We start from the raw sequence: 19,550 nt of genomic DNA, 5'->3' as shown, positions 1-19,550 counted from the left end.
ATCTCCTCACAGGCGTGAGGGACGGCTGTGCGGGTCGCCTTCGATATGATCCTTGGGCGGGTCCTGCACCGGCTTGCCGGCGGCGGGAATGTCATCTTCCGGCAGATCCCATGAGCCCTCTTCCGTCCAGGGGTCATCTGCCGGGAATTCCTCGATGTTGATTTCCTTGACCGTGTAATCCGGCTGGTAGCGCAGGTCATAGTGCGCGGCACGCACGATGGAGATGCACAGCATCAAGGCCACTGCCAATAATGGCACCCCCCCGATGATGGAGGCCGTCTGCAGGGTCTCCAGCCCGCCGATGAACATCAGCACGATGGGCATGAACGACAGGGCGAAGGCCCAGAACAGGCGGTTCCAGCGCATCGGCTCTTCATCGACTTCCTTCTGGACCACAGCGGCCAGAATGTAGGAGATGGAGTCGAAGGTGGTCGCGGTGAAGATCAGCGCCAGCAGCGTGAAGGCGAAGATCACCACGTAGTCCAGCGGCAGCGTGTGCAGCATCGCGAAGATGGCCGCGGTCGGGCTCTGGTCATTGAGGATGGTGACCACGTCCAGCTCACCGGACAGCTGCAGGTAGAGGCCGTAATTGCCCATCACCATGAAGAACAGGAAGCAGCCCATGGTGCCGAAGAACATCGAACCGGCGACCATGGCGCGGATGGTGCGGCCCCGCGAGATACGCGCGATGAACAGCCCCACGCTGGGCGCGAATACCAGCCACCAGGCCCAGTAGAAGATGGTCCAGTCCTGCGGGAAGTGCGTGTCCTCGAAGCCCTTGAACTCGGCGAACGGCTCAAGCCAGGTGGCCATGTGGATCAGATTGCTCATCACGCGGCCCAGCGCATCCAGGCCGGTATTGGCCATGAACAGGGTCGGCCCCGCGATGAAGATGAACAGCAACAGGCCGACCGCCAGCCAGAAGTTGATGTCTGACAGCAGCTTGATGCCCTTCTTGAGGCCCACGTAGGCGCTGTAGCCGAACAGGGCGGTACACACCAGCAGCACCACGATCTGCGTGGTCAGCGACTTGGGCACTCCGAACAGCTCGTGCACCCCCTCGTTGATCATCGGCGCCGCCAGACCCAGGGTGGTAGCACCGCCGCCCAGCATGCCGAAGATGAAGCTGATATCGATCAGCTTGCCCAGCCAGCCATGCGCCAGCTTTTCGCCCAGCACCGGCATCAGCGCCTCGGAAATCTTCAGCACGCTGTGGTGACGCACGTAGTAGAAGTAGGCAATCGGCACGGCGGGAATCAGGTAGATCGCCCATGCCAGCGGACCCCAGTGGAAGATGCCGTAGGCCGCCGCCCATTCCGCTGCCTCCGGTGTCTGGCCTTCCACATGGAACGGGGGCGACTGATAGTAGTAGACCCACTCGATCATCGACCAGTACAGGATGGAGGCCCCGATACCGGCACAGAACAGCATCGCCGCCCACGACACGATGGAGAATTCGGGCTTCTCCTCGGCATCACCGAGCTTTATCTGACCGATGTCGCTGAAGATGATGTAGATCATGAAGCCGCCGGCCCCCACGCCGAGCAGCAGATAGAGCACGCCGAGCTTGCTGGTGACGAAGTTCTTGGCCGCCGATACCCACATCGCGCCCTGCTCGGGGAAGATGACCAGGGGCAGCGTCACTGCCAACAGCAGGAAGATCGAGCCGAAGAAGGTCGGCTTGTCGATCATGTCGAAGGGCTTTTCCGGCCGATCCCCCGCCGCCCTGGCGGATACCTTTCGGGTTTCCTTGCTCATATATAAGCCTCATTTATCGTTATTGCTATGCATGATAACAGCTTATCATGAGTGATTGCGATACACGCATCCCCACTGCGTACAATCCTAGTACAACGATCCAAGCGGCTACGTAAAGTTAATTTAACGCAAGCAAGTCATTTATTAGCGCATGGCAGGCCTTGGCGTTCAGGCCAAGAGAAGAGCAGGAAGCACGACGACAGGGCTGGCAGCGACAGGCAATTCAGCAGGGAAGACACAGCCAGAACAGGCAGCGCAGAGGTGGATAGCAGCAGGAGAGAAGGCCCATAGGGGTAAGACGCAGGAAAAGCGGCAAATGTCAGGCCGGACAGCAGGCATCCACCAGGGTACGGCACTGCTGCCGCTCCCTGGTGGAAGTAATCAGGCTTGAGATGATCGGGCTGATGGCGCCTCGGGCTCAGTCGCCGCGCAGGCGCCCGCCCATCTCCTGGGCGAGATCCACCGCGAAGTGGTCCGTCATGCCGCCGATGAAGTCGAGCATGCGCCGATAGCTGCGGTAGAGATCCCAGTCCTTGGTCGGCGTGTTCTCGCCGATCAATGCCAGCACACGTTGATGCTTGAAGCTGGAGCGCCCCTTGGTATGCAGCTCATGCGCAGCGCCGATGAAGGCCTCGAGCAGGATACCCAGCGTGGTGTAGGCGCCGATCTCCAGCTTGGCCTTGCGCTCGTTGCGGAAGATCTTCTGGCGCGCCAGATTCTTGGCTTCCCGCACGCCCCAGCCGAGGTCGGGGTGGCACAGGTCGAGCAGGTCTTCACTGAGCGTGCCGGCCAGCAGTTCCGTCTCGCGCTGCACGAAAGCCTCGGCGACATCATTGACGGCACGCTCCATCGCCGCGCCTCTCAACGCCGCCACCTTGCGCCGCTGGGAGGTGCCGCGGGCGACCATCTCCTGATATTCGCGCGGCTCGCCACCGCTGATGCCGGTGAGAATCTCGAACACCTCCTCGAACTGCAGGATGCCCATCTCGAGGCCATCTTCCAGGTCCAGCAGCGCATAGCAGATGTCATCGGCGGCCTCGACCAGCCACGCCAGCGGGTGACGGCACCAGCGGCCATCGGCCCGCGCCAGCAAACCGCAGCGCTCGGCGACCTGATCCAGCAGCACGCGCTCGCTCTGATAGCAGCCGAACTTGCCGCCCGCCGTGGCGTGCTCCACCGTCCACGGGTACTTGAGCAGCGTGCCCAGCGTCGCTGCCGTCAGGCGCATGCCGCCATGGAACTGGTTGTATTCGATCTGGGTGACGATGCGAAAGCCCTGGGCATTGCCTTCGTAGGTGAGCAGGTCCTCGCGCTCGGCATCGCTCAGCCCGGCCAGCCGACCGTGATCACTGGCGGCCTCGGCGGCGAACCAGTCGCGGATGGCGTACTCTCCGGCATGCCCGAAGGGCGGGTTGCCGATGTCATGCCCCAGGCAGCCGGTCTGGACGATGACGCCGAGATCCGACGGTGTGATCCAGTCGGGCAACTGCTCCTTGAGCTTCTCGCCGACCATCATGCCCAGCGAGCGACCGACGCAGCCGACTTCCAGCGAGTGGGTCAGGCGCGTGTGGATGTGGTCGTTGTCGGTCAGCGGGTGGACCTGGGTCTTGCGCCCCAGGCGACGGAAGGAGCCCGCGAACACGATGCGGTCGTGGTCCTTGTGGAAGGGTGTCCGCCCCATCTCACGCGATACGGTGCCCGGTGCGTCATGCAGGCGACTCGGTTCCAGCAGTCGCTCCCAGCTCATCGATGACATCAGGCAACTCCTTGGCAGGCGCCGAGTATTGGCGCCGACGAGCAGATAACAGGTGAATGACGCGCATAAAAAAGAGAACAGGGATTGTGGCACCCTGTTCTCCTTGTCTCCAGCCCACTCAGGCTGTCCTCAGTCCTCGGCCAGCGCCGGCAACAGCACCTTGAGCTTGCGGGTCAGGGTGTTGCGGCCCCAGCCCAGCAGCTCGGCGGCTTCGCCCTTGCGGCCACCGGTATGCTTGAGAGCCGTCTCGATCAGGATGCGCTCGAAATCGGGCACCGCCTCTTCCAGCAGATGGGTGTGGCCGGCGGCGAGTGCGCGGTCCGCCCATTCGCGGAAGGCACCACGCCAATCGCCGGAGGCCGCCTCGGTGCCGCTGGCATCGCGCAGCTCCGGCGGCAGGTCCTCGATCATCACTTCACGCCCCGAGGCCATCACCGTCAGCCAGCGACAGGTGTTCTCGAGCTGGCGCACGTTGCCCGGCCAGTCGAAGCGCGTCAGGTGCTTCTCCGCGGCCTCCGTCAGCACCTTGGGCTCAGTCGACAGCTCACGCGCGGCCTCGCCCAGGAAGTGGCTCATCAGGCGCGGAATGTCTTCGCGGCGCTCCGACAGGCGCGGCAGATGCACGCGAATCACATTGAGGCGGTGGAAGAGATCCTCACGGAAACGCCCATCCTCGACCAGCTTTTCCAGATGCTGGTGCGTCGCGGCGATGATGCGCACGTCGACCTTGACCGGCGTGATGCCACCGACACGATAGAACTCGCCATCGGCCAGCACGCGCAGCAGGCGGGTCTGGGTCTCGGCGGGCATGTCACCGATCTCATCGAGGAACAGCGTGCCGCCATCGGCCTGCTCGAAGCGCCCGCGGCGCAGCGCCGTGGCGCCGGTGAAGGCGCCCTTCTCGTGGCCGAACAGCTCCGATTCCATCAGGTCCTTGGGAATCGCCGCCATGTTGAGCGCGATGAACGGCTTGGCGGCGCGCGGCGAGTGCTGATGCAGCGCCTGGGCCACGCGCTCCTTGCCGGTACCGGACTCGCCGTTGATCAAGACGGTGATATGCGACTGAGACAGGCGGCCGATGGCGCGAAAGACTTCCTGCATCGCCGGCGCTTCGCCGATGATTTCCTTGGTCAGCCCTTCCGGCACGGCGGCGGGCGCCTTGGATTCGCGGGCATGCGCCACGGCGCGCCGTACCAGCGCCAGCGCTTCATCGACATCGAACGGCTTGGGCAGGTATTCGAAGGCGCCGCCCTGATAGGAGGCCACGGCGCTGTCGAGGTCGGAATGCGCCGTCATCACGATGACGGGCAGGTCCGGGTACTTCTCGCGCACGCGCGCCATCAGGTCCAAACCATCGGTTCCGGGCATGCGGATATCGGTGATCAGGACATCCGGGCACTGGCGCATGATGCTGGCTTCGGCCTGATCGGCACGCTCGAAGGTTTCCACCTCGAGGTCGGGTTGTGCCAGAGCGCGCTCCAGCACCCAGCGAATGGCACGGTCGTCATCGACGATACAGACGCGGGCAGTCTCGCTCATGTGTGATCTCCAGAAGTGCCGGCTAGCGGAATGAGTAAACGGAATTCGGTATGGCCGGGGCGCGAGTCACACTCGATCAGCCCCTGATGCTGGTGCAGGATGCCCTGGGCGATCGACAGCCCGAGCCCTGAGCCTTCGGCGCGCCCCGAGACCATCGGGTAGAACAGCGTCTCGCGCAGGCTCTCCGGAATGCCGGGGCCGTTGTCGATGATCGCCAGCTCACAGACCAGCCGGTGGCGCTCATGGCCCAGCGTGAACTGCCGGCGAGCGCGGGTCCGCAGCGTGATCTCGTAAGGGGCGGCGTCAGGCTGCGGTGAATCGGGCTGTGGCTGCTCATTGAGGGCCTGGGTGGCATTGCGCGCGATGTTGAGCACCGCCTGGATCAGCTGACCTTCGTCGCCGATCACCTCCGGCAGGCTCGGGTCGTAGTCGGCGCTCAAGGTGATGGCGCTGCCTTCCGCCTGCAGCAAGGCCCGCACCCGCTCGGTCACCGCATGCACATTGACCGGCGCCTGCAGCGGCGGCCGGTTCGGCCCGAGCATGCGATCGACCAGATCACGCAGGCGGTCCACCTCCTCGATGATGATGCGCGTGAATTCCACCATCTGCGGTTCGGGCAGATCACGTTCGAGCAGCTGGGCGGCGCCACGAATGCCGCCGAGCGGATTCTTGACCTCATGCGCGAGACCACGCGTCAGCACCTTGACCGCCTCCTGGCGGGCGATCAGCGCTTCTTCGCGCGAGATCTGCATCAGGCGGTCACGCGGTTCTATCTCGACCAGCAGTTCATTGGCGCTGATGGGCGTCGCGGTGAAATCCACCGTCAGCGCTTCATTGGCCGCGTTGATGATCTCGGCCTCACGCTGGGTGTAGGGGTGCTGTTCCTCCAGCGCCTTGCGCAGCACATTGATCAGGGTGTCATCCAGCCCGGTCATGTTGTCGGGCGTACTGCCCTTCACACGCACCAGACTCACCGCCAGCAGCGTCTCCGCGGCGGGATTCATCCAGACCATCTGCAGCTGTGAGTCCAGCACCACCACGGCAGTGTTCAGGTGTTCGAGCAGTCGTTGATGCATGGGTTTGTTCGCCATCTGCAGTACGTCTCCCTGTTCTGCAATAACCGCGCCAGTCTGGTGCAGGCACCGAGAACACGGCGTCCGATGCTGTGCAACCATTTCTGGCCCCTCATATTGGCACCAAAATGGTGCAGGCGGAAAATCGCGCTCGAGCTCGCGCTGCCTCACTTCACCGCCAGGCGGTCCGACATCGACTGGCCCGGACACGAAAAAGCCGCCCGAAGGCGGCCTGTCAGCGAAGGAGAAACGCGCGAAGAAAAAGGCCGCCCAGACGCTGCTAGCCACCGCCAGCATTGGCAGGGTTGTTGGGGTTGCGAGGCAGATTGACGCTGGCGCGCTGCACATAGACCACCTTCGGCTCACTGGTCTGGCGCACGCGGCCGGTGGAATCCAGCAGCTCCGCCTGGATGACATGCTTGCCACGCTCCAGCGCCGGCACCATGAAGACGGTGCTGTGCATGGCGGATTGAGACGGCGCGCCGTCCACGGTCACGCGCACCTTGTCTTCCGGGCGCAGCTTGGGCTCGATTCCCAGGCGCACCGCCAGATTGCCCGCCTGCCCGGTCTGCAGCGTCTCCTCGTTGGACGGGCTCTGGATGGTGAAGGTGGTATAGCCACGGAAGGCCACATCCACCGCAGGCGCCCGGGTGCGGGTGCTCTCGCTGGATGAGGAAGAACTCACGCGCGACGACGTACTGCGCCGCGGCGGCAGGGATTCCGTCGACGGCACCACGCTGAGCGGCGTCAGCTGCACCTTGCTGCCGCCCGCAGGCTGATCACTGAAGACGACGTTGCCGTTGGCATCGACGTGACGATAGACCTGGGCCGCCTGAAGATCGAACGACAGGCTCGACAGCATCAGCGTCGCTGCCAGCAGCAGGCACTGCAGTGGCTCGGGGCGCGCTGCTGGCAGTGCACGCGAGTCAGTCGCGGGGTTCGCGACGCGCAGGGAGGATACGAAGGGCCACATCCGAAGATTCCTGAAGAGAGTCATGGGAGGCCAGAAGCCGCAGGCAGCTCCAGCGGGTTGGGTCTATCGACAGGCGATCCTGCTGCCTGATGACAAGGCTAACAAGTTACAAAGCTTACCGCGTTGATGCCAGCATTTGGGGCCTTCGACAAGATGCCTGTGTGCATTGACTGTCACGCAAGGCTACCACCGCGCCCTCCGCGCCTGTCATCAGCATGGCCGATCTCAGGGAAAAGGATCAGGGCAGAGCAAAGGATCAGAGCAAAGAGATAGAACGAAACAGGGCCACAACGAAAAACAGGGCCACAACGAAAAACAGGGCCACAACGAAAACAGGGCCACACCTGTCGGTATGGCCCTGCTGTCGTCATCGTCCGGGGATGGCCTTCACCTGGAAGGCACTCCGTCAGATGGCGTGGCTAGCGAATGTCTGCCTCAACCTCTGCAGTACTTAGACGCTGCTGTACTTAGACGCTGTAGTACATGTCGAATTCGAGCGGGTGAGTCGCCATGCGCAGGCGCTGGACGTCTTCGCCCTTCAGCTCGAGGTAGGCATCGATCATGTCGTCGGTGAAGACGCCGCCCTGGGTCAGGAACTCACGATCGCCGTCCAGCGCGGTCAGGGCCTGTTCGAGGCTCTCGGCCACGGTCGGAATGGACTTGGCTTCTTCGGCCGGCAGGTCGTAGAGGTTCTTGTCCATCGCGTCGCCCGGGTGGATCTTGTTCTTGATACCGTCGATACCGGCCATCAGCATCGCGGAGAACGCTAGGTACGGGTTGGCCGTCGGATCTGGGAAACGCGCCTCGACACGCTTGCCTTTCGGGCTGGCGGTGTACGGGATACGGATGGAAGCGGAGCGGTTGCGGGCAGAGTAGGCCAGCATGACCGGCGCTTCGAAGCCCGGCACCAGACGCTTGTAGGAGTTGGTGGACGCATTGGTGAAGGCATTCAGCGCACGAGCGTGCTTGATGATGCCGCCAATGTAGTAGAGGGCCATTTCGGACAGACCCGCGTACTCGTCACCGGCGAACTGGTTGTCGCCATCCTTCCAGAAGGACTGGTGAACGTGCATGCCGGAACCGTTGTCACCGACCAGCGGCTTGGGCATGAAGGTCGCGGACTTGCCGTAGGCGTGAGCCACGTTGTGGATCACGTACTTGAGTTCCTGAACCTCATCGGCCTTCTTGACCAGGGTGTTGAACTTGACGCCGATCTCGTTCTGGCCGGCGTTCGCCACTTCGTGGTGGTGAACTTCGACTTCCTGACCGATGGCTTCCAGGGTGTTGCACATGGCAGCACGGATATCGTGGAAGCTGTCGATCGGCGGGACCGGGAAGTAGCCGCCCTTCAGACGCGGACGGTGACCCAGGTTGCCACCTTCCGGCGTGGAATCGGTCGCCCAGGCACCTTCTTCGGAAGAGATCTTGAACATGGAACCGTTCATCTCGTTCTTCCAGTGCACTTCGTCGAAGATGAAGAATTCCGGCTCCGGACCGAAGAAGGCGGTGTCGCCCAGACCGGTGGACTTCAGGAATTCCTCGGCACGCTTGGCGACGGAACGCGGATCGCGCTCATAGCCCTGCATGGTGGCCGGCTCGATGACGTCGCAGCGCAGCACCAGGGTGGTGTCTTCGGTGAACGGGTCGAGGAAGGCAGTGCCGTCGTCCGGCATCAGGATCATGTCGGATTCGTTGATGCCCTTCCAACCTTCGATGGAGGAACCATCGAACATCTGGCCGTTCTCGAAGAATTCCTCATCCACTGTACGCGCCGGGATGGAGACGTGCTGCTCCTTGCCCTTGGTGTCGGTGAAGCGCAGATCAACCCACTTGACTTCGTGTTCTTCAATCAGGGCAAGTGTCTTCTCAGCCATGGTAATTCTCCGATGGAGCCGGCGGCTCTGGTTACAGTTGGTGTCAGCGTTGTCTGGGGTTATTGCTCTATTTTGTAAGCCTTTTCTCTCATGGTCGGCGTCGTTATGCCAGCCATCAGACAGGATGCTCTAACAATGCAGCGAGCGTGCCAGAATGGCGCACGCCGCATCGGTCATTTCAGTAAGCTCATGAATATGCTGAAAAAAAACATCACCATCTTCATGCATGCAGCACGGAAACCCGACCAAAGATGGGCCGACAAGGTGCAAAAATTCTTGCCGCGCAGTGCAGATTCATCATTTGAGTGCACCAAAAAACGCCATTGCGCCACATTGGTGCAAAACGCTGAATCCCGGGAGTTCCCCGCTCACACCCGATGATCACGTCAGCATCACATTGCGGTCATTTCTTTCTTTCATCCTCATGTTTGCCTCGACTCACAAGTTTTTTTCATCCGCGACAAGGGCGCGGAAAAGACTTGAGAGACAACCATTTGGGCACTTCAGGCCAATTGAAGGCACTCGCTGACTCGCCTCGTGAATGCACGATGCTGGCAGGAGGCATGCCATGCCCCCTATAATGCGCCCCAAATCACAAGCGCCCGGTACGCGAGCGCCCATTTTCCGCACAGGTTCCCGTCGTGATCGAGAAACTTCGCAACATAGCCATCATCGCCCACGTTGACCACGGTAAAACTACCCTGGTCGACAAGCTCCTGAGTCAGTCTGGCACCCTGGACCGCAAGGCCGAGGGTCAGGAACGCATCATGGATTCCAACGACCAGGAAAAAGAGCGCGGCATCACCATTCTCGCGAAGAACACCGCGATCCAGTGGAACGACTACCACATCAACATCGTGGATACCCCTGGGCACGCTGACTTCGGTGGCGAAGTCGAGCGCGTGATGTCCATGGTCGATTCCGTGCTGCTGCTGGTCGATGCCGTCGATGGCCCGATGCCGCAGACTCGCTTCGTGACCCAGAAGGCATTCGCCCAGGGCCTGAAGCCGATCGTCGTCGTCAACAAGATCGACCGTCCGGGCTCTCGTCCTGACTGGGTCGTTGACCAGATCTTCGATCTGTTCGACAACCTGGGCGCGACTGACGAGCAGCTCGACTTCCCGATCATCTACTGCTCTGCCCTCAACGGCATTGCCGGTATGGATCCGGAAGACCTGAAAGACACCATGGACCCGATGTTCCAGTCCATCGTCGACATCGTCGAGCCGCCGAAGGTCGAGCTGGACGGCCCGTTCCAGATGCAGATCTCCGCACTGGACTATAACAGCTACGTCGGCGTCATCGGTCTGGGTCGCATCAAGCGCGGCGCCGTCAGCCCGGGTCAGCAGGTTTCCATCATCACCAAGGAAGGCGCTGTCCGTAAGGGCAAGATCGGCCAGGTCATGACTCACATGGGTCTGGACCGCGTGCAGACCGACAAGGCGACTGCCGGCGACATCGTCTGCATCACCGGTATCGAGAACCTCGCGATCTCCGACACCATCTGCGACACCGCCACTGTCGAGGCGCTGCCGCCGCTGACCGTCGATGAGCCGACCGTCTCCATGACCTTCCAGGTCAATGACTCTCCGTTCGCCGGTCAGGACGGCAAGTTCGTCACCAGCCGCAACATCCGTGAGCGTCTGGAACAGGAACTGATCCACAACGTCGCGTTGCGCGTCGAGCCAGGCGAGACTCCGGAGAAGTTCGTCGTCTCCGGTCGTGGTGAGCTTCACCTCTCCGTTCTGATCGAGTCCATGCGTCGTGAAGGCTTCGAACTGGCCGTGGGCCGTCCGGAAGTGATCATCAAGGAAATCGACGGCAAGAAGCAGGAACCGTACGAAGAAGTCATCATCGACTGTGAAGAGCAGCACCAGGGCTCCATCATGGAAGAGCTGGGCTACCGCAAGGGCGAGCTGACCAACATGAACCCGGATGGCAAGGGTCGTGTGCGTCTGGACTTCATCATCCCGTCTCGCGGTCTGATCGGCTTCCGTGGCCAGTTCCTGACCATGACGTCCGGTACCGGCATCCTGACCAGCCGCTTCGATCACTACGGTGATCTGAAGGAAGGCGCAGGCGTCGAGCGTCGCAACGGCGTCATGATCTCCATGGTGCCGGGCAAGGCACTGTCCTACGCCCTGTACACCCTGCAGGAACGTGGCAAGCTGATCATCGGTCACGGTACCGAAGTCTATGAAGGCATGCTGGTCGGTATCCACAACCGTGCCAATGACCTGGTCGTGAACCCGACCAAGGCCAAGAAGCTCGATAACATGCGTTCTACCGGCAACGATGAAAACATCGTGCTGACGCCGCCGATTCGTTTCACCCTGGAACAGGCGATCGAGTTCCTGGATGCCGATGAGCTGGTGGAAGTCACTCCGCTGCACATCCGTATCCGCAAGAAGCACCTGAAAGAGAACGAGCGCAAGCGCGCCAGCAAGTAAGCTGGCCCAGCCTGCCCCCTGCCTGATGGCAGGGGGCATCGTGCTCAAACGCAAAAGACCCGCCAACTCGGCGGGTCTTTTGCGTTTGAGCACTTTTCGCTGTTGCCGCAAAGGGCAGCATGACCATCTCTCTAATACTTATGAATGTCATTGCAGGAAGTGCGTCGCTATTAGGGCTCGCAGAATAAGGGAACTTTGCGCGATACCTTGGCCTGAGGCATCTCTAACACTTAAATGAGGGTTATATGAGGCATATTCGTGTTGCGCATATAGCATATTCATTCAGAGCATCTCATAAGCAGCCGATGCCGACGCGCAACATGATGCCTTGATTTCTTTACAGGGCGCAATTACACGTCATCGAGCGAGGATTAATCGTCGAATTCTAATGATGCGTCGCGTTTGAACGACGCAAAAACGAGACGTCGATGCGCAGTCACTAGGGTCAACGCAACGGAGCAGGTATCTTCTGCCGGAGCTTTCTTTATGCATATCCTGCAGTTAACGAAGACTTGTTCGCCACACGCCACCCGGAGCAGGGTCCTCTTACCGATCCTCGTGAGCACTCGCCATGTGTCGCCATTGCCAAGCCCGGTGTGTGCAATGCGTCACGAATACGCTCCAGAAGACCCGTATGAAAGGATTCAGCAATGAGCATCAAGCAACGCCTCGAAGTCCTGCCATGGGACACGCTGGCGCGTTACCGCCTGATCGAGATCATCGCCTTGTGGGAGGGGCGAGTCACTTCGCGTCATCTGGGCAACGCCTTCGGTATCGCCAGACAGCAAGCCTCGCGCGTCATGAAGACCTACCGCGAGACGGTCGCCGAGAACAATCTCGAGTATGACCCCGTCATCAAGGGCTACCGTCCGTCGGCGAATTTCTGCCCCATGCTGACGCGGGGTGAGGTCGATGAATACCTGCAATTGCTGGGCAATCACGACAATCTGAATCCGCATTTCACCGGGTTGGGGCTAGGTCAGGCAAACACCGAGGCCCTGCGCCTGCCGTCACGCAGCGCCAGTCCGCCGGTGGTCAGGGCCTTGATCGAAGCCGCCAGTCAGGGCGCGCGTCTCGAGGTGACCTATGCCTCTCTCAACTCCCCCCAGGGGGAGGAGCGCATCCTGTGTCCGCATACGCTGGTCTACGCCGCTGGCCGCTGGCATGTGCGCGCCTTCTGCGAGAAGAACCGGGCTTTTCGTGACTTCGTGCTGTCTCGATTCCGCGCGGTGCCGGAGCTGTTCGGTGAAGCCCTCGAGGGCAGCCAGCGCGAGTGCGATGAAGGCTGGGAGACGCGAGTCACCTTGAAGCTGGGTGCCGATCCGCGCCTGACGCCCGCCGAGCGCGGCCTGATAGAACAGGACCACGGCATGGTGGATGGCGAGCTGCACCTGCCGACACGCGGCGCCCTGGTGCAGTACGTCCTGCGCGAGCTGGGCATCAATCCGGACCATCTGGAAGAGTCTCCCCGCGCCCAGCAGCTGGTCGTGCTCAATCGCGACGAGATCACTGACTGGCTGTTCGTCAGCTCCAGCGCCTGACGCGGGAGTGAGCGGGTCTGTCCTCGCGCTGACCTCAGTTGCCTGAATGGGCTATCCATCGCCGAGCGAAGTTTATATGATGACTTCTGCACACAGTCCTTCGCCCTTCCCGGCGGAGGGCTGTTTTTTTGGTGTCCAGCAAGGCCTTGCTCGCAAGGGGCTGACACCACGACTGACAGGAGGTCTCATGGCCACACTTCCCTCGATCATCATCAATCGTCTGGACGCCGAACGCCTCGAGCGCCTGATTGATCGCGTTGCCGCCGCCGACCGTCAGGTGGCAGAACAGCTTGAGGATGAGCTGGAGCGCGGCGAGGTCGTCGAGCCTCACGAGGTGCCCGCCGATATCGTCAGCATGAACAGCCGCGTGGAGTTCACGGACCTGACCCGCCAGCAGACTCTGGTGCGCACGCTGGTCTATCCGCATGCGCTGCTCGGCCAGCAGGATGGCCTGTCAGTGCTGGCGCCACTGGGGGCTGCCCTGCTCGGCCTCAAGGTCGGCAGCCTCATCGAGTGGCGGCTGCCGGATGGCAGCCTGCACGAGGTGCGTATCGAGGCGCTGCATTACCAGCCGGAAAGTGCCGGCGACCTGCACCGCTGACAGCGCCTAGCGCATCAGCAGGCGGCGGATAAGACCATGGATGGCGCGCGCTGTCGGCCCATCGGCATAGGGCGGATACATCAGCCGCGCGCCATTCATGCGCCCCTTGGCGAAGATTCCCTTGGCCTTGCTGAGCGTCTGGAAGCCTTCCTTGCCATGATAATGGCCCATCCCCGACGGCCCGATGCCGCCGAACGGCATGTCATCCTGCGCCACATGCAGCAGGGTGTCGTTCAGACACATTCCGCCCGCATGCGTGCCCTCGGTGACCCGCTGCTGTTCATGCTTGTCGTGGCCGAAGTAATACAGCGCCAGCGGCCGGGGCCGGGCGTTCACATAGGCCATCGCGACGGACAGCGTATCCGCCGGTGCCTCAAGCAACGTGTCCTTCACACTCGTCTCGCCCTCCGCCTCATCCACTGCCCCCGGGTCCGACAGGCCGACGATCGGCAGCAGCGGGCCGAAGATTTCTTCCTGCATCACGCGCATCTCATCCGTTACCTCGAGCAACGCCAGCGGCGGCATCAGACGCTTCTCGACCAGCTCCGGGTCATTCCAGTCGGGGCTGTCGACCAGAGGCCTGAGTGTCGCACCCTTCGCCAGGGCGTCCTCGAGCACCTCTCGCAAGCGCTGGTACTGACGCTGATTGATGATGCGCGAATAGTCCTGCGTCTCGCAGAAGCGCGGATAGAAGCGCTGGAAGGCCTCGCCCAGTGCCGTGACCAGCAGCGGGACCTGGTCCTCACTGCACAGCACATAGTCCGGCGCGACGCAGGTCTGGCCGGCGTTCATGCCCTTGCCGAAGGCCAGCCGCCCCGCCGCTTCACGACGCTGCGTCTCATCCGCCATCAGTTCACGCGACATGATCACCGGCGATTTGCCGCCCAGCTCCAGCGTCACGGGGGTCAGGTTGTCCGCCGCGGCGCGCATCACATGCTTGCCGACCGCCGTGCTGCCGGTAAACAGCAGGTGGTCGAAGGGCAAGGCCGAGAAGGCCGCCGCCACATCGGCCTCACCGATCACCACGGCCACCTGCACCTCATCGAAGGCATCGAGCAGCATCACGCGCAGCGCCTCGGCGGTCTCGGGGGTGAACTCGCTCATCTTGATCATCACCCGATTGCCGGCACTCAGGGCGCTGATCAAGGGGCCGATCGCCAGATAGAGGGGATAGTTCCAGGGCACGATGATGCCGACCACGCCCAGCGGCTGATAGACGACGCGCGCAGAGGCCGGCTGGAAGGCAGCGCTGACATGGCGCTTGGAGGGCTTCATCCAGCCCTTCAGGTGACGGCGTGCATGACGAATGCCTTCGTAGCTCGGTACCAGTTCGGCCAGACGCGTCTCATGGGCGCTGCGGTGGCCGAAATCGGCGCTGATCGCCGCGATCAGGGCCTCTTCGTGTGACTTGAGCGCATCACGCAGCGAAGTCAGCCAGGCCTGGCGCTCGTTAGCGCTGGGCATCGGCGACAGGCCGTAGGCGGCGCGCTGGTCTTCCAGCAGCGCCTGCATGCGCGTGATTTCCCGGGTAGCAGCCTCGCTGCTCTCATTAGACGAGCCAGCAGGCGAGACAGCAGGCGAAGCAGCAGATTCAGGCGAAGCAGGATCAACAGGGGCGGCAGTCGTCATGAGAACATCCAGTGAGGGCCGGCGAAGCCAGCAGCGAAGGCAGACAGCCACGAGTATGGCGTACCAGGCGACAGCGACCGGCGCGAGCAGAAGCGCCAGCGTAGCTCATCCCGTTTTAGAACACTCGTTTGATGACGTCAAAGAAAGTCGCCTGCGCCGCTGCCGCACGCCGCAATGCAAAAAGCCCCCGCACCGTGAGGTACGAGGGCTTTTCGGGTGTCGACCGGCAATGGTGCCGGTGACGGGAATTCGTTGGCGCGCCCAGCAGGATTTGAACCTGCGACCCCTGCCTTCGGAGGGCAGTACTCTATCCAGCTGAGCTATGGGCGCGCATGCCAAGGTTGCAGTGAACCGAGGCGAGCTTATGGTAACGTCTTGATTCTACGATGTCGAGATATCCCGCCAGCCACGCGGTTGCTGCGCCTCCGGCGAGCGCTATACTGGCTCGATACACAGCCCCAAAAGGTGCACGCCATGCAAGCTCGCCGGCCAGCTGCTTTTCCCCTCAAGCGCTCTTCCCTGTCACTCTCATTGAGCGCGATGCTGTTCAGCGTGCTTGTCAGCGCGTCCGCACAGGCCGCAGACAACTCCCGCGAGGCGATTGCCGAGCGACTCAAGCCGGTGGGCGAGCTATGCGTGAAGGGCGATGCCTGCGCCGGTGATGGCTCGGCAGCGAGCTCGCCGCCGGCGGACAGCGGCGCTGGCGGGCAAGCCAGTGCCGCCAGCGCGATAGACGGCGAGAAGGTCTACGGTGGCATCTGCATGGCCTGTCACACCACTGGCGCCGCCGGTGCCCCGCGCCTGGGCGAGGCCGGCGACTGGGAAGGCCGCCTCTCCAAGGGCGACGAGACGCTCTACACCCACGCCATCGAAGGCTTCAATGCCATGCCGGCCAAGGGCGGCAACCCAGCGCTTTCCGATGAGGAAGTGAAGGCCGCGGTGGATTACCTGCTCGACTCCGTGCGCTGAGTCTCAGCGCACAGTACCCGACAATCAACATCAGCCCAGCAGCGAACGCAGGCCCGCGATGGCATCCCGCCCGCGGGCCACTTTCTTCTCCTGATCCTGCGGCTTGTCGGCCCGCCCTTCCCACTCGAGGTCTTCCGGCGGCAACTCATCCAGGAAGCGGCTCGGCACGCAGTCCATCATCTCGCCGTAGGTCTTGCGCTGGCGCGCCAGCGTCAGCACCAGGGTGCGCCGCGCCCGCGTGATGCCGACGTAGGCGAGGCGGCGCTCCTCCTCCACCGTGTCCATCTCGATGGAGTTGCGGTGCGGCAGCAGGTCTTCCTCCAGCCCCAGCACGTAGACATGTGGAAACTCCAGGCCCTTGGAGGCATGCAGCGTCAGCAGCTGCACGCGGTCGGAGTCATCTTCCTCGGCCTGCTGCTCGAGAATGTCGCGCAGTACCAGGCGTGAGATGGCCGCCGCGACATCGCCGGTCTCGGTATCGCCGATCATCGCCTCGCTGCCCTCGAGCTCCTCAACCTCTTCCTGCGGATTGCCGCTGATCGACTTCTCGAGCTGATCGACCAGAATCCAGACGTTGGCCATGCGCCGCTCGGCGATCTTGGGAGCACTGGCGTTCTGATACAGCCAGCCTTCGTAATCCACCTCGCGGAACAGCTCGCGGATGGCGCTGATCGACTGGCCGGCGTCCATCTCGCGGCGCACCCGGTCCAGCGTGTGGGTGAAACGGCCGAGGCGGTCCAGCGCACGCTCGCTCAGCTGCTCGCGCAGGCCCATCTCGCTGCAGGCGGCGTAGAGCGACACGCCACGCCCGGTGGCGTAGTTGGCCAGTTTCTCCAGCGTACCCGGCCCGACTTCCCGCCGCGGCACGTTGACGATGCGCAGGAAGGCGTTGTCGTCCGCCGGATTGATCAGCAGACGCAGGTAGGCCATCGCGTCCTTGATCTCGTTGCGCCCGAAGAAGGAGGTGCCGCCGGAGAGCTTGTAGGGAATCTGGTAGTGCTGCAGCTTCAGCTCCAGCAGGCGCGCCTGGAAGTTGCCGCGATAGAGCACCGCGAAGTCACGCCATTCGGCGCCTTCCTTGATGCGCCGCGTGAGAATCTCGCCCGCCACGCGCTCGGCCTCGGCCTCTTCGTTGCGATTCATGATGATGCGGATCGGGTCGCCATCGCCCATCTGCGACCACAGCGTCTTGTCGTAGACGTGGGGATTGTTGGCGATCAGGGTGTTCGCCGCGCGCAGGATGATGCCGGTGGAGCGATAGTTCTGCTCCAGCTTGATCAGGTTCAGGCGCGGGAAGTCCTCACCGAGGGTGACGAGGTTCTCCGGGCGCGCGCCGCGCCAGGCGTAGATCGACTGGTCATCGTCGCCCACCACCGTGAAGGTCTGGCGCTCCTGCATCAGCATCTTCACCAGCAGATACTGGCTGATGTTGGTGTCCTGATACTCATCGACCAACATGTAGTGGATACGCCGCTGCCAGCGCGCCAGCACCTCGGGGTGATCACGGAACAGCACCACCGGCAGCAGGATCAGGTCATCGAAGTCGACCGCGTTGTAGGCCTTGAGATGCCGGTTGTAGGCCTCGTAGATCACCGCCGCGTACTGGGCGTCTTCGTCCTCGGCATGCGACAGCGCCGCCCCGGGCAGGATCAGGTCATTCTTCCAGGTGGAAATCTGACTCTGCACCGCGTTGATCTGCTCGGCGTCGGTGTCGGCTTCCTTGTGCATCAGCTCCTTGATCAACACCTTGGCGTCATCGGTATCGAACAGCGAGAAGCCCGGCTTGTAGCCCAGTGTCTTCAGCTCGCCGCGGATGATGGTCAAGCCGAGGGTGTGGAAGGTCGAGACGATCAGCCCGTGGCCCTCGCGACCCTTGAGCATCTTGCCGACACGCTCCTTCATCTCGCGCGCCGCCTTGTTGGTGAAGGTCACGGCGGCGATGTTGCGTGCCTTCATGCCGCATTCCTGCACCAGATAGGCGATCTTGGTCGTGATCACGCTGGTCTTGCCTGATCCGGCACCGGCCAGCACCAGACAGGGGCCATCGATGGCGCGCACGGCTTCCTGCTGGCGGGGGTTGAGCTTGGCGAGGCGATCACGGATCTCGGTCATCACGGTGTCCTGCTGGGCGAGGGGAAGTAGGTCATCTCAAACACGATGCGTTTGATCAATCGAGCTGTACGGCACCGGAAAAATCCAGCTGACGCCAGCTTTCGTAGACAACCACGGCGACGGCATTCGACAGGTTCATGCTGCGGCTGTCGGCCAGCATCGGCAGGCGCAACACCTGCTCGCGGGGCAGGCTGTCGAGCATCGCCTGTGGCAGGCCGCGGGTCTCGGGGCCGAACACCAGCGCATCACCGGCCTGGAAGCTGGCCTCATGCGGCGCGGTGCGACCACGCGTCGAGAGCGCGAAGACCCGCGAAGGTTTCACGCTCGCCACGAAGTCATCGAGGCTGGCATGGCGCTGCACACGTGCCCACTCATGATAATCGAGACCGGCGCGGCGCAGGCGCTTGTCATCCAGCTCGAACCCCAACGGCTCGATCAGATGCAGGCGGTAACCGGTGTTGGCACACAGCCGGATGATGTTGCCGGTATTGGGCGGAATCTCGGGCTGATAGAGCACGATATCGAGCATGAGCAGACTCGCGGCAGAAGGCGAAAACAGGGGGCTGGCCGGCGATGCTCACCTGGCCATGACAACGCAAAGCGGGCCCCGAAGGGCCCGCCATCTTACCGCAATGCGTGACTCACGCGGAGCACGCGTTGCCGAGAACCCGCCTCAGAACTGCAGACGCATGCCGACCAGCGGGCCGGAATCCAGCGTGCGTTCGTCACGGTTCTCGAAGTCGGCCTTCACCTTGCGGTAGCCGACATAGCCTTCGACGTTGTCGATGACCTGATACCGTGCGCGCAGGCCGTATTCGTAGCTGTGCTCGAGGTCGTTGCTGGTCGCCACGTCCGGGGTCACGTAGCCGTAGCCACCCAGCGAGACGCGCGGTGCGCCCGGCAGGTAGTAGTAGCCGTAGCCGCCGAGGCCCAGACCGCCGCCGTCACCGTGGTCGGTGTCGTACTGGCTCCAGCGTGCGCCGAGGCCCACGTCGTATTCGCTGGTGCGCTCGGTGCCCAGCAGCTGGACGTGACCGGCCGTGACGTCGTCGTGGTCATCGCTGGACAGGATACCGCCGCCGAGCTGGACGCCATTGCCGATCTCGCCATTGATTTCGCCCTGAACGGCTTCACTATTCAGGTTGAGGTCAGCGTTGCCGGCCATGGCCGGGGCGGACAGACTGGCAGCGAGGATGGCTGCCGAAAGGCCGAGAATGTTACGGTGAGCTGTCATGTATGCACCTCTGTACGTGACTGGGAAGGTAATGCTGCGCG

General features: G+C 62.5%; 14 protein-coding genes and 1 tRNA gene. 4 read left to right on the top strand and 11 right to left on the bottom strand.

Features of this window, described 5'->3' with window-relative positions:
• Positions 1 to 6 precede the first annotated feature (6 nt).
• From QD280_RS08495 to glnA, 6 genes are all read right to left on the bottom strand, one after another.
• Entirely contained in the window at positions 7 to 1,758 is a 1,752-nt protein-coding gene (locus tag QD280_RS08495) for a BCCT family transporter (RefSeq protein ID WP_054556332.1), read from the bottom strand.
• A gap of 418 nt (positions 1,759 to 2,176) precedes the next feature.
• On the bottom strand, positions 2,177 to 3,514 hold the full coding sequence (locus QD280_RS08490; RefSeq protein WP_043335753.1) for a deoxyguanosinetriphosphate triphosphohydrolase: 1,338 nt from the start codon (positions 3,512 to 3,514) through the stop codon (positions 2,177 to 2,179).
• 129 nt (positions 3,515 to 3,643) lie between these two features.
• A complete protein-coding gene (ntrC, locus tag QD280_RS08485) occupies positions 3,644 to 5,053 on the bottom strand; it encodes a nitrogen regulation protein NR(I) (RefSeq protein ID WP_043335756.1) in 1,410 nt (469 codons plus the stop codon).
• Complete coding sequence (gene glnL / locus QD280_RS08480; protein ID WP_264158090.1) at positions 5,050 to 6,144, bottom strand: nitrogen regulation protein NR(II); 1,095 nt, start codon at positions 6,142 to 6,144, stop codon at positions 5,050 to 5,052. Before glnL ends, ntrC begins: the two co-directional genes overlap by 4 nt.
• Before the next feature lie 262 nt (positions 6,145 to 6,406).
• The gene (locus QD280_RS08475) at positions 6,407 to 7,099 is read right to left on the bottom strand and encodes a DUF4124 domain-containing protein (RefSeq protein WP_279838914.1); all 693 of its coding nucleotides are present in this window, start codon (positions 7,097 to 7,099) and stop codon (positions 6,407 to 6,409) included.
• Positions 7,100 to 7,566: 467 nt separating this feature from the next.
• On the bottom strand, positions 7,567 to 8,973 hold the full coding sequence (glnA, locus tag QD280_RS08470; RefSeq protein WP_043335758.1) for a glutamate--ammonia ligase: 1,407 nt from the start codon (positions 8,971 to 8,973) through the stop codon (positions 7,567 to 7,569).
• Positions 8,974 to 9,614: 641 nt separating this feature from the next.
• Here glnA and typA point away from each other — a divergent pair.
• The 3 genes from typA to rnk all read left to right on the top strand — a co-directional run bounded on the left by typA (position 9,615) and on the right by rnk (position 13,565).
• On the top strand, positions 9,615 to 11,423 hold the full coding sequence (typA, locus tag QD280_RS08465) for a translational GTPase TypA (protein ID WP_279833892.1): 1,809 nt from the start codon (positions 9,615 to 9,617) through the stop codon (positions 11,421 to 11,423).
• A 650-nt stretch (positions 11,424 to 12,073) separates the two neighbouring features.
• Positions 12,074 to 12,964, top strand: coding sequence for a WYL domain-containing protein (locus QD280_RS08460; protein WP_043331776.1), 891 nt, complete (start codon positions 12,074 to 12,076; stop codon positions 12,962 to 12,964).
• Between the two features lie 187 nt (positions 12,965 to 13,151).
• The gene (gene rnk / locus QD280_RS08455) at positions 13,152 to 13,565 is read left to right on the top strand and encodes a nucleoside diphosphate kinase regulator (RefSeq protein ID WP_279838913.1); all 414 of its coding nucleotides are present in this window, start codon (positions 13,152 to 13,154) and stop codon (positions 13,563 to 13,565) included.
• Positions 13,566 to 13,571: 6 nt separating this feature from the next.
• On the opposite strand, the gene QD280_RS08450 is transcribed toward rnk, so the two are convergent.
• Positions 13,572 to 15,194, bottom strand: a complete 1,623-nt coding sequence (locus tag QD280_RS08450) for a coniferyl aldehyde dehydrogenase (RefSeq protein ID WP_347881958.1) — start codon at positions 15,192 to 15,194, stop codon at positions 13,572 to 13,574.
• Between the two features lie 253 nt (positions 15,195 to 15,447).
• A tRNA-Arg gene (locus QD280_RS08445) sits at positions 15,448 to 15,524 on the bottom strand.
• Between the two features lie 144 nt (positions 15,525 to 15,668).
• On the opposite strand from QD280_RS08445, the gene QD280_RS08440 reads away from it, so the two are divergent.
• Positions 15,669 to 16,163: a c-type cytochrome gene (locus QD280_RS08440; protein WP_082388674.1), complete on the top strand. Its 495-nt coding sequence runs from the start codon at positions 15,669 to 15,671 to the stop codon at positions 16,161 to 16,163.
• Positions 16,164 to 16,193: 30 nt separating this feature from the next.
• Here the strand turns inward: QD280_RS08440 and rep are convergent, their stop codons facing one another.
• The 3 genes from rep to QD280_RS08425 all read right to left on the bottom strand — a co-directional run bounded on the left by rep (position 16,194) and on the right by QD280_RS08425 (position 19,509).
• Positions 16,194 to 18,275 (bottom strand): DNA helicase Rep, encoded by a 2,082-nt coding sequence (gene rep / locus QD280_RS08435; protein ID WP_054556336.1) that lies wholly within the window; start codon positions 18,273 to 18,275, stop codon positions 16,194 to 16,196.
• A 55-nt stretch (positions 18,276 to 18,330) separates the two neighbouring features.
• Positions 18,331 to 18,804 carry a tRNA (uridine(34)/cytosine(34)/5-carboxymethylaminomethyluridine(34)-2'-O)-methyltransferase TrmL gene (gene trmL / locus QD280_RS08430; RefSeq protein WP_279838911.1) on the bottom strand — a complete coding sequence of 158 codons (474 nt, stop codon included), beginning with the start codon at positions 18,802 to 18,804 and terminating at the stop codon, positions 18,331 to 18,333.
• 144 nt (positions 18,805 to 18,948) lie between these two features.
• Complete coding sequence (locus QD280_RS08425; protein WP_153636709.1) at positions 18,949 to 19,509, bottom strand: YfaZ family outer membrane protein; 561 nt, start codon at positions 19,507 to 19,509, stop codon at positions 18,949 to 18,951.
• Between the last annotated feature and the right edge of the window lie 41 nt (positions 19,510 to 19,550).

Origin of the sequence: Cobetia sp. 1AS1 (genome assembly GCF_029846435.1) — a bacterium.
In the GTDB taxonomy this organism is placed as follows: Bacteria; Pseudomonadota; Gammaproteobacteria; order Pseudomonadales; family Halomonadaceae; genus Cobetia; species Cobetia amphilecti.
The sequence above is the reverse complement of the archived record's forward strand: the minus strand, read 5'-3'. Positions and strand labels throughout refer to the sequence as shown.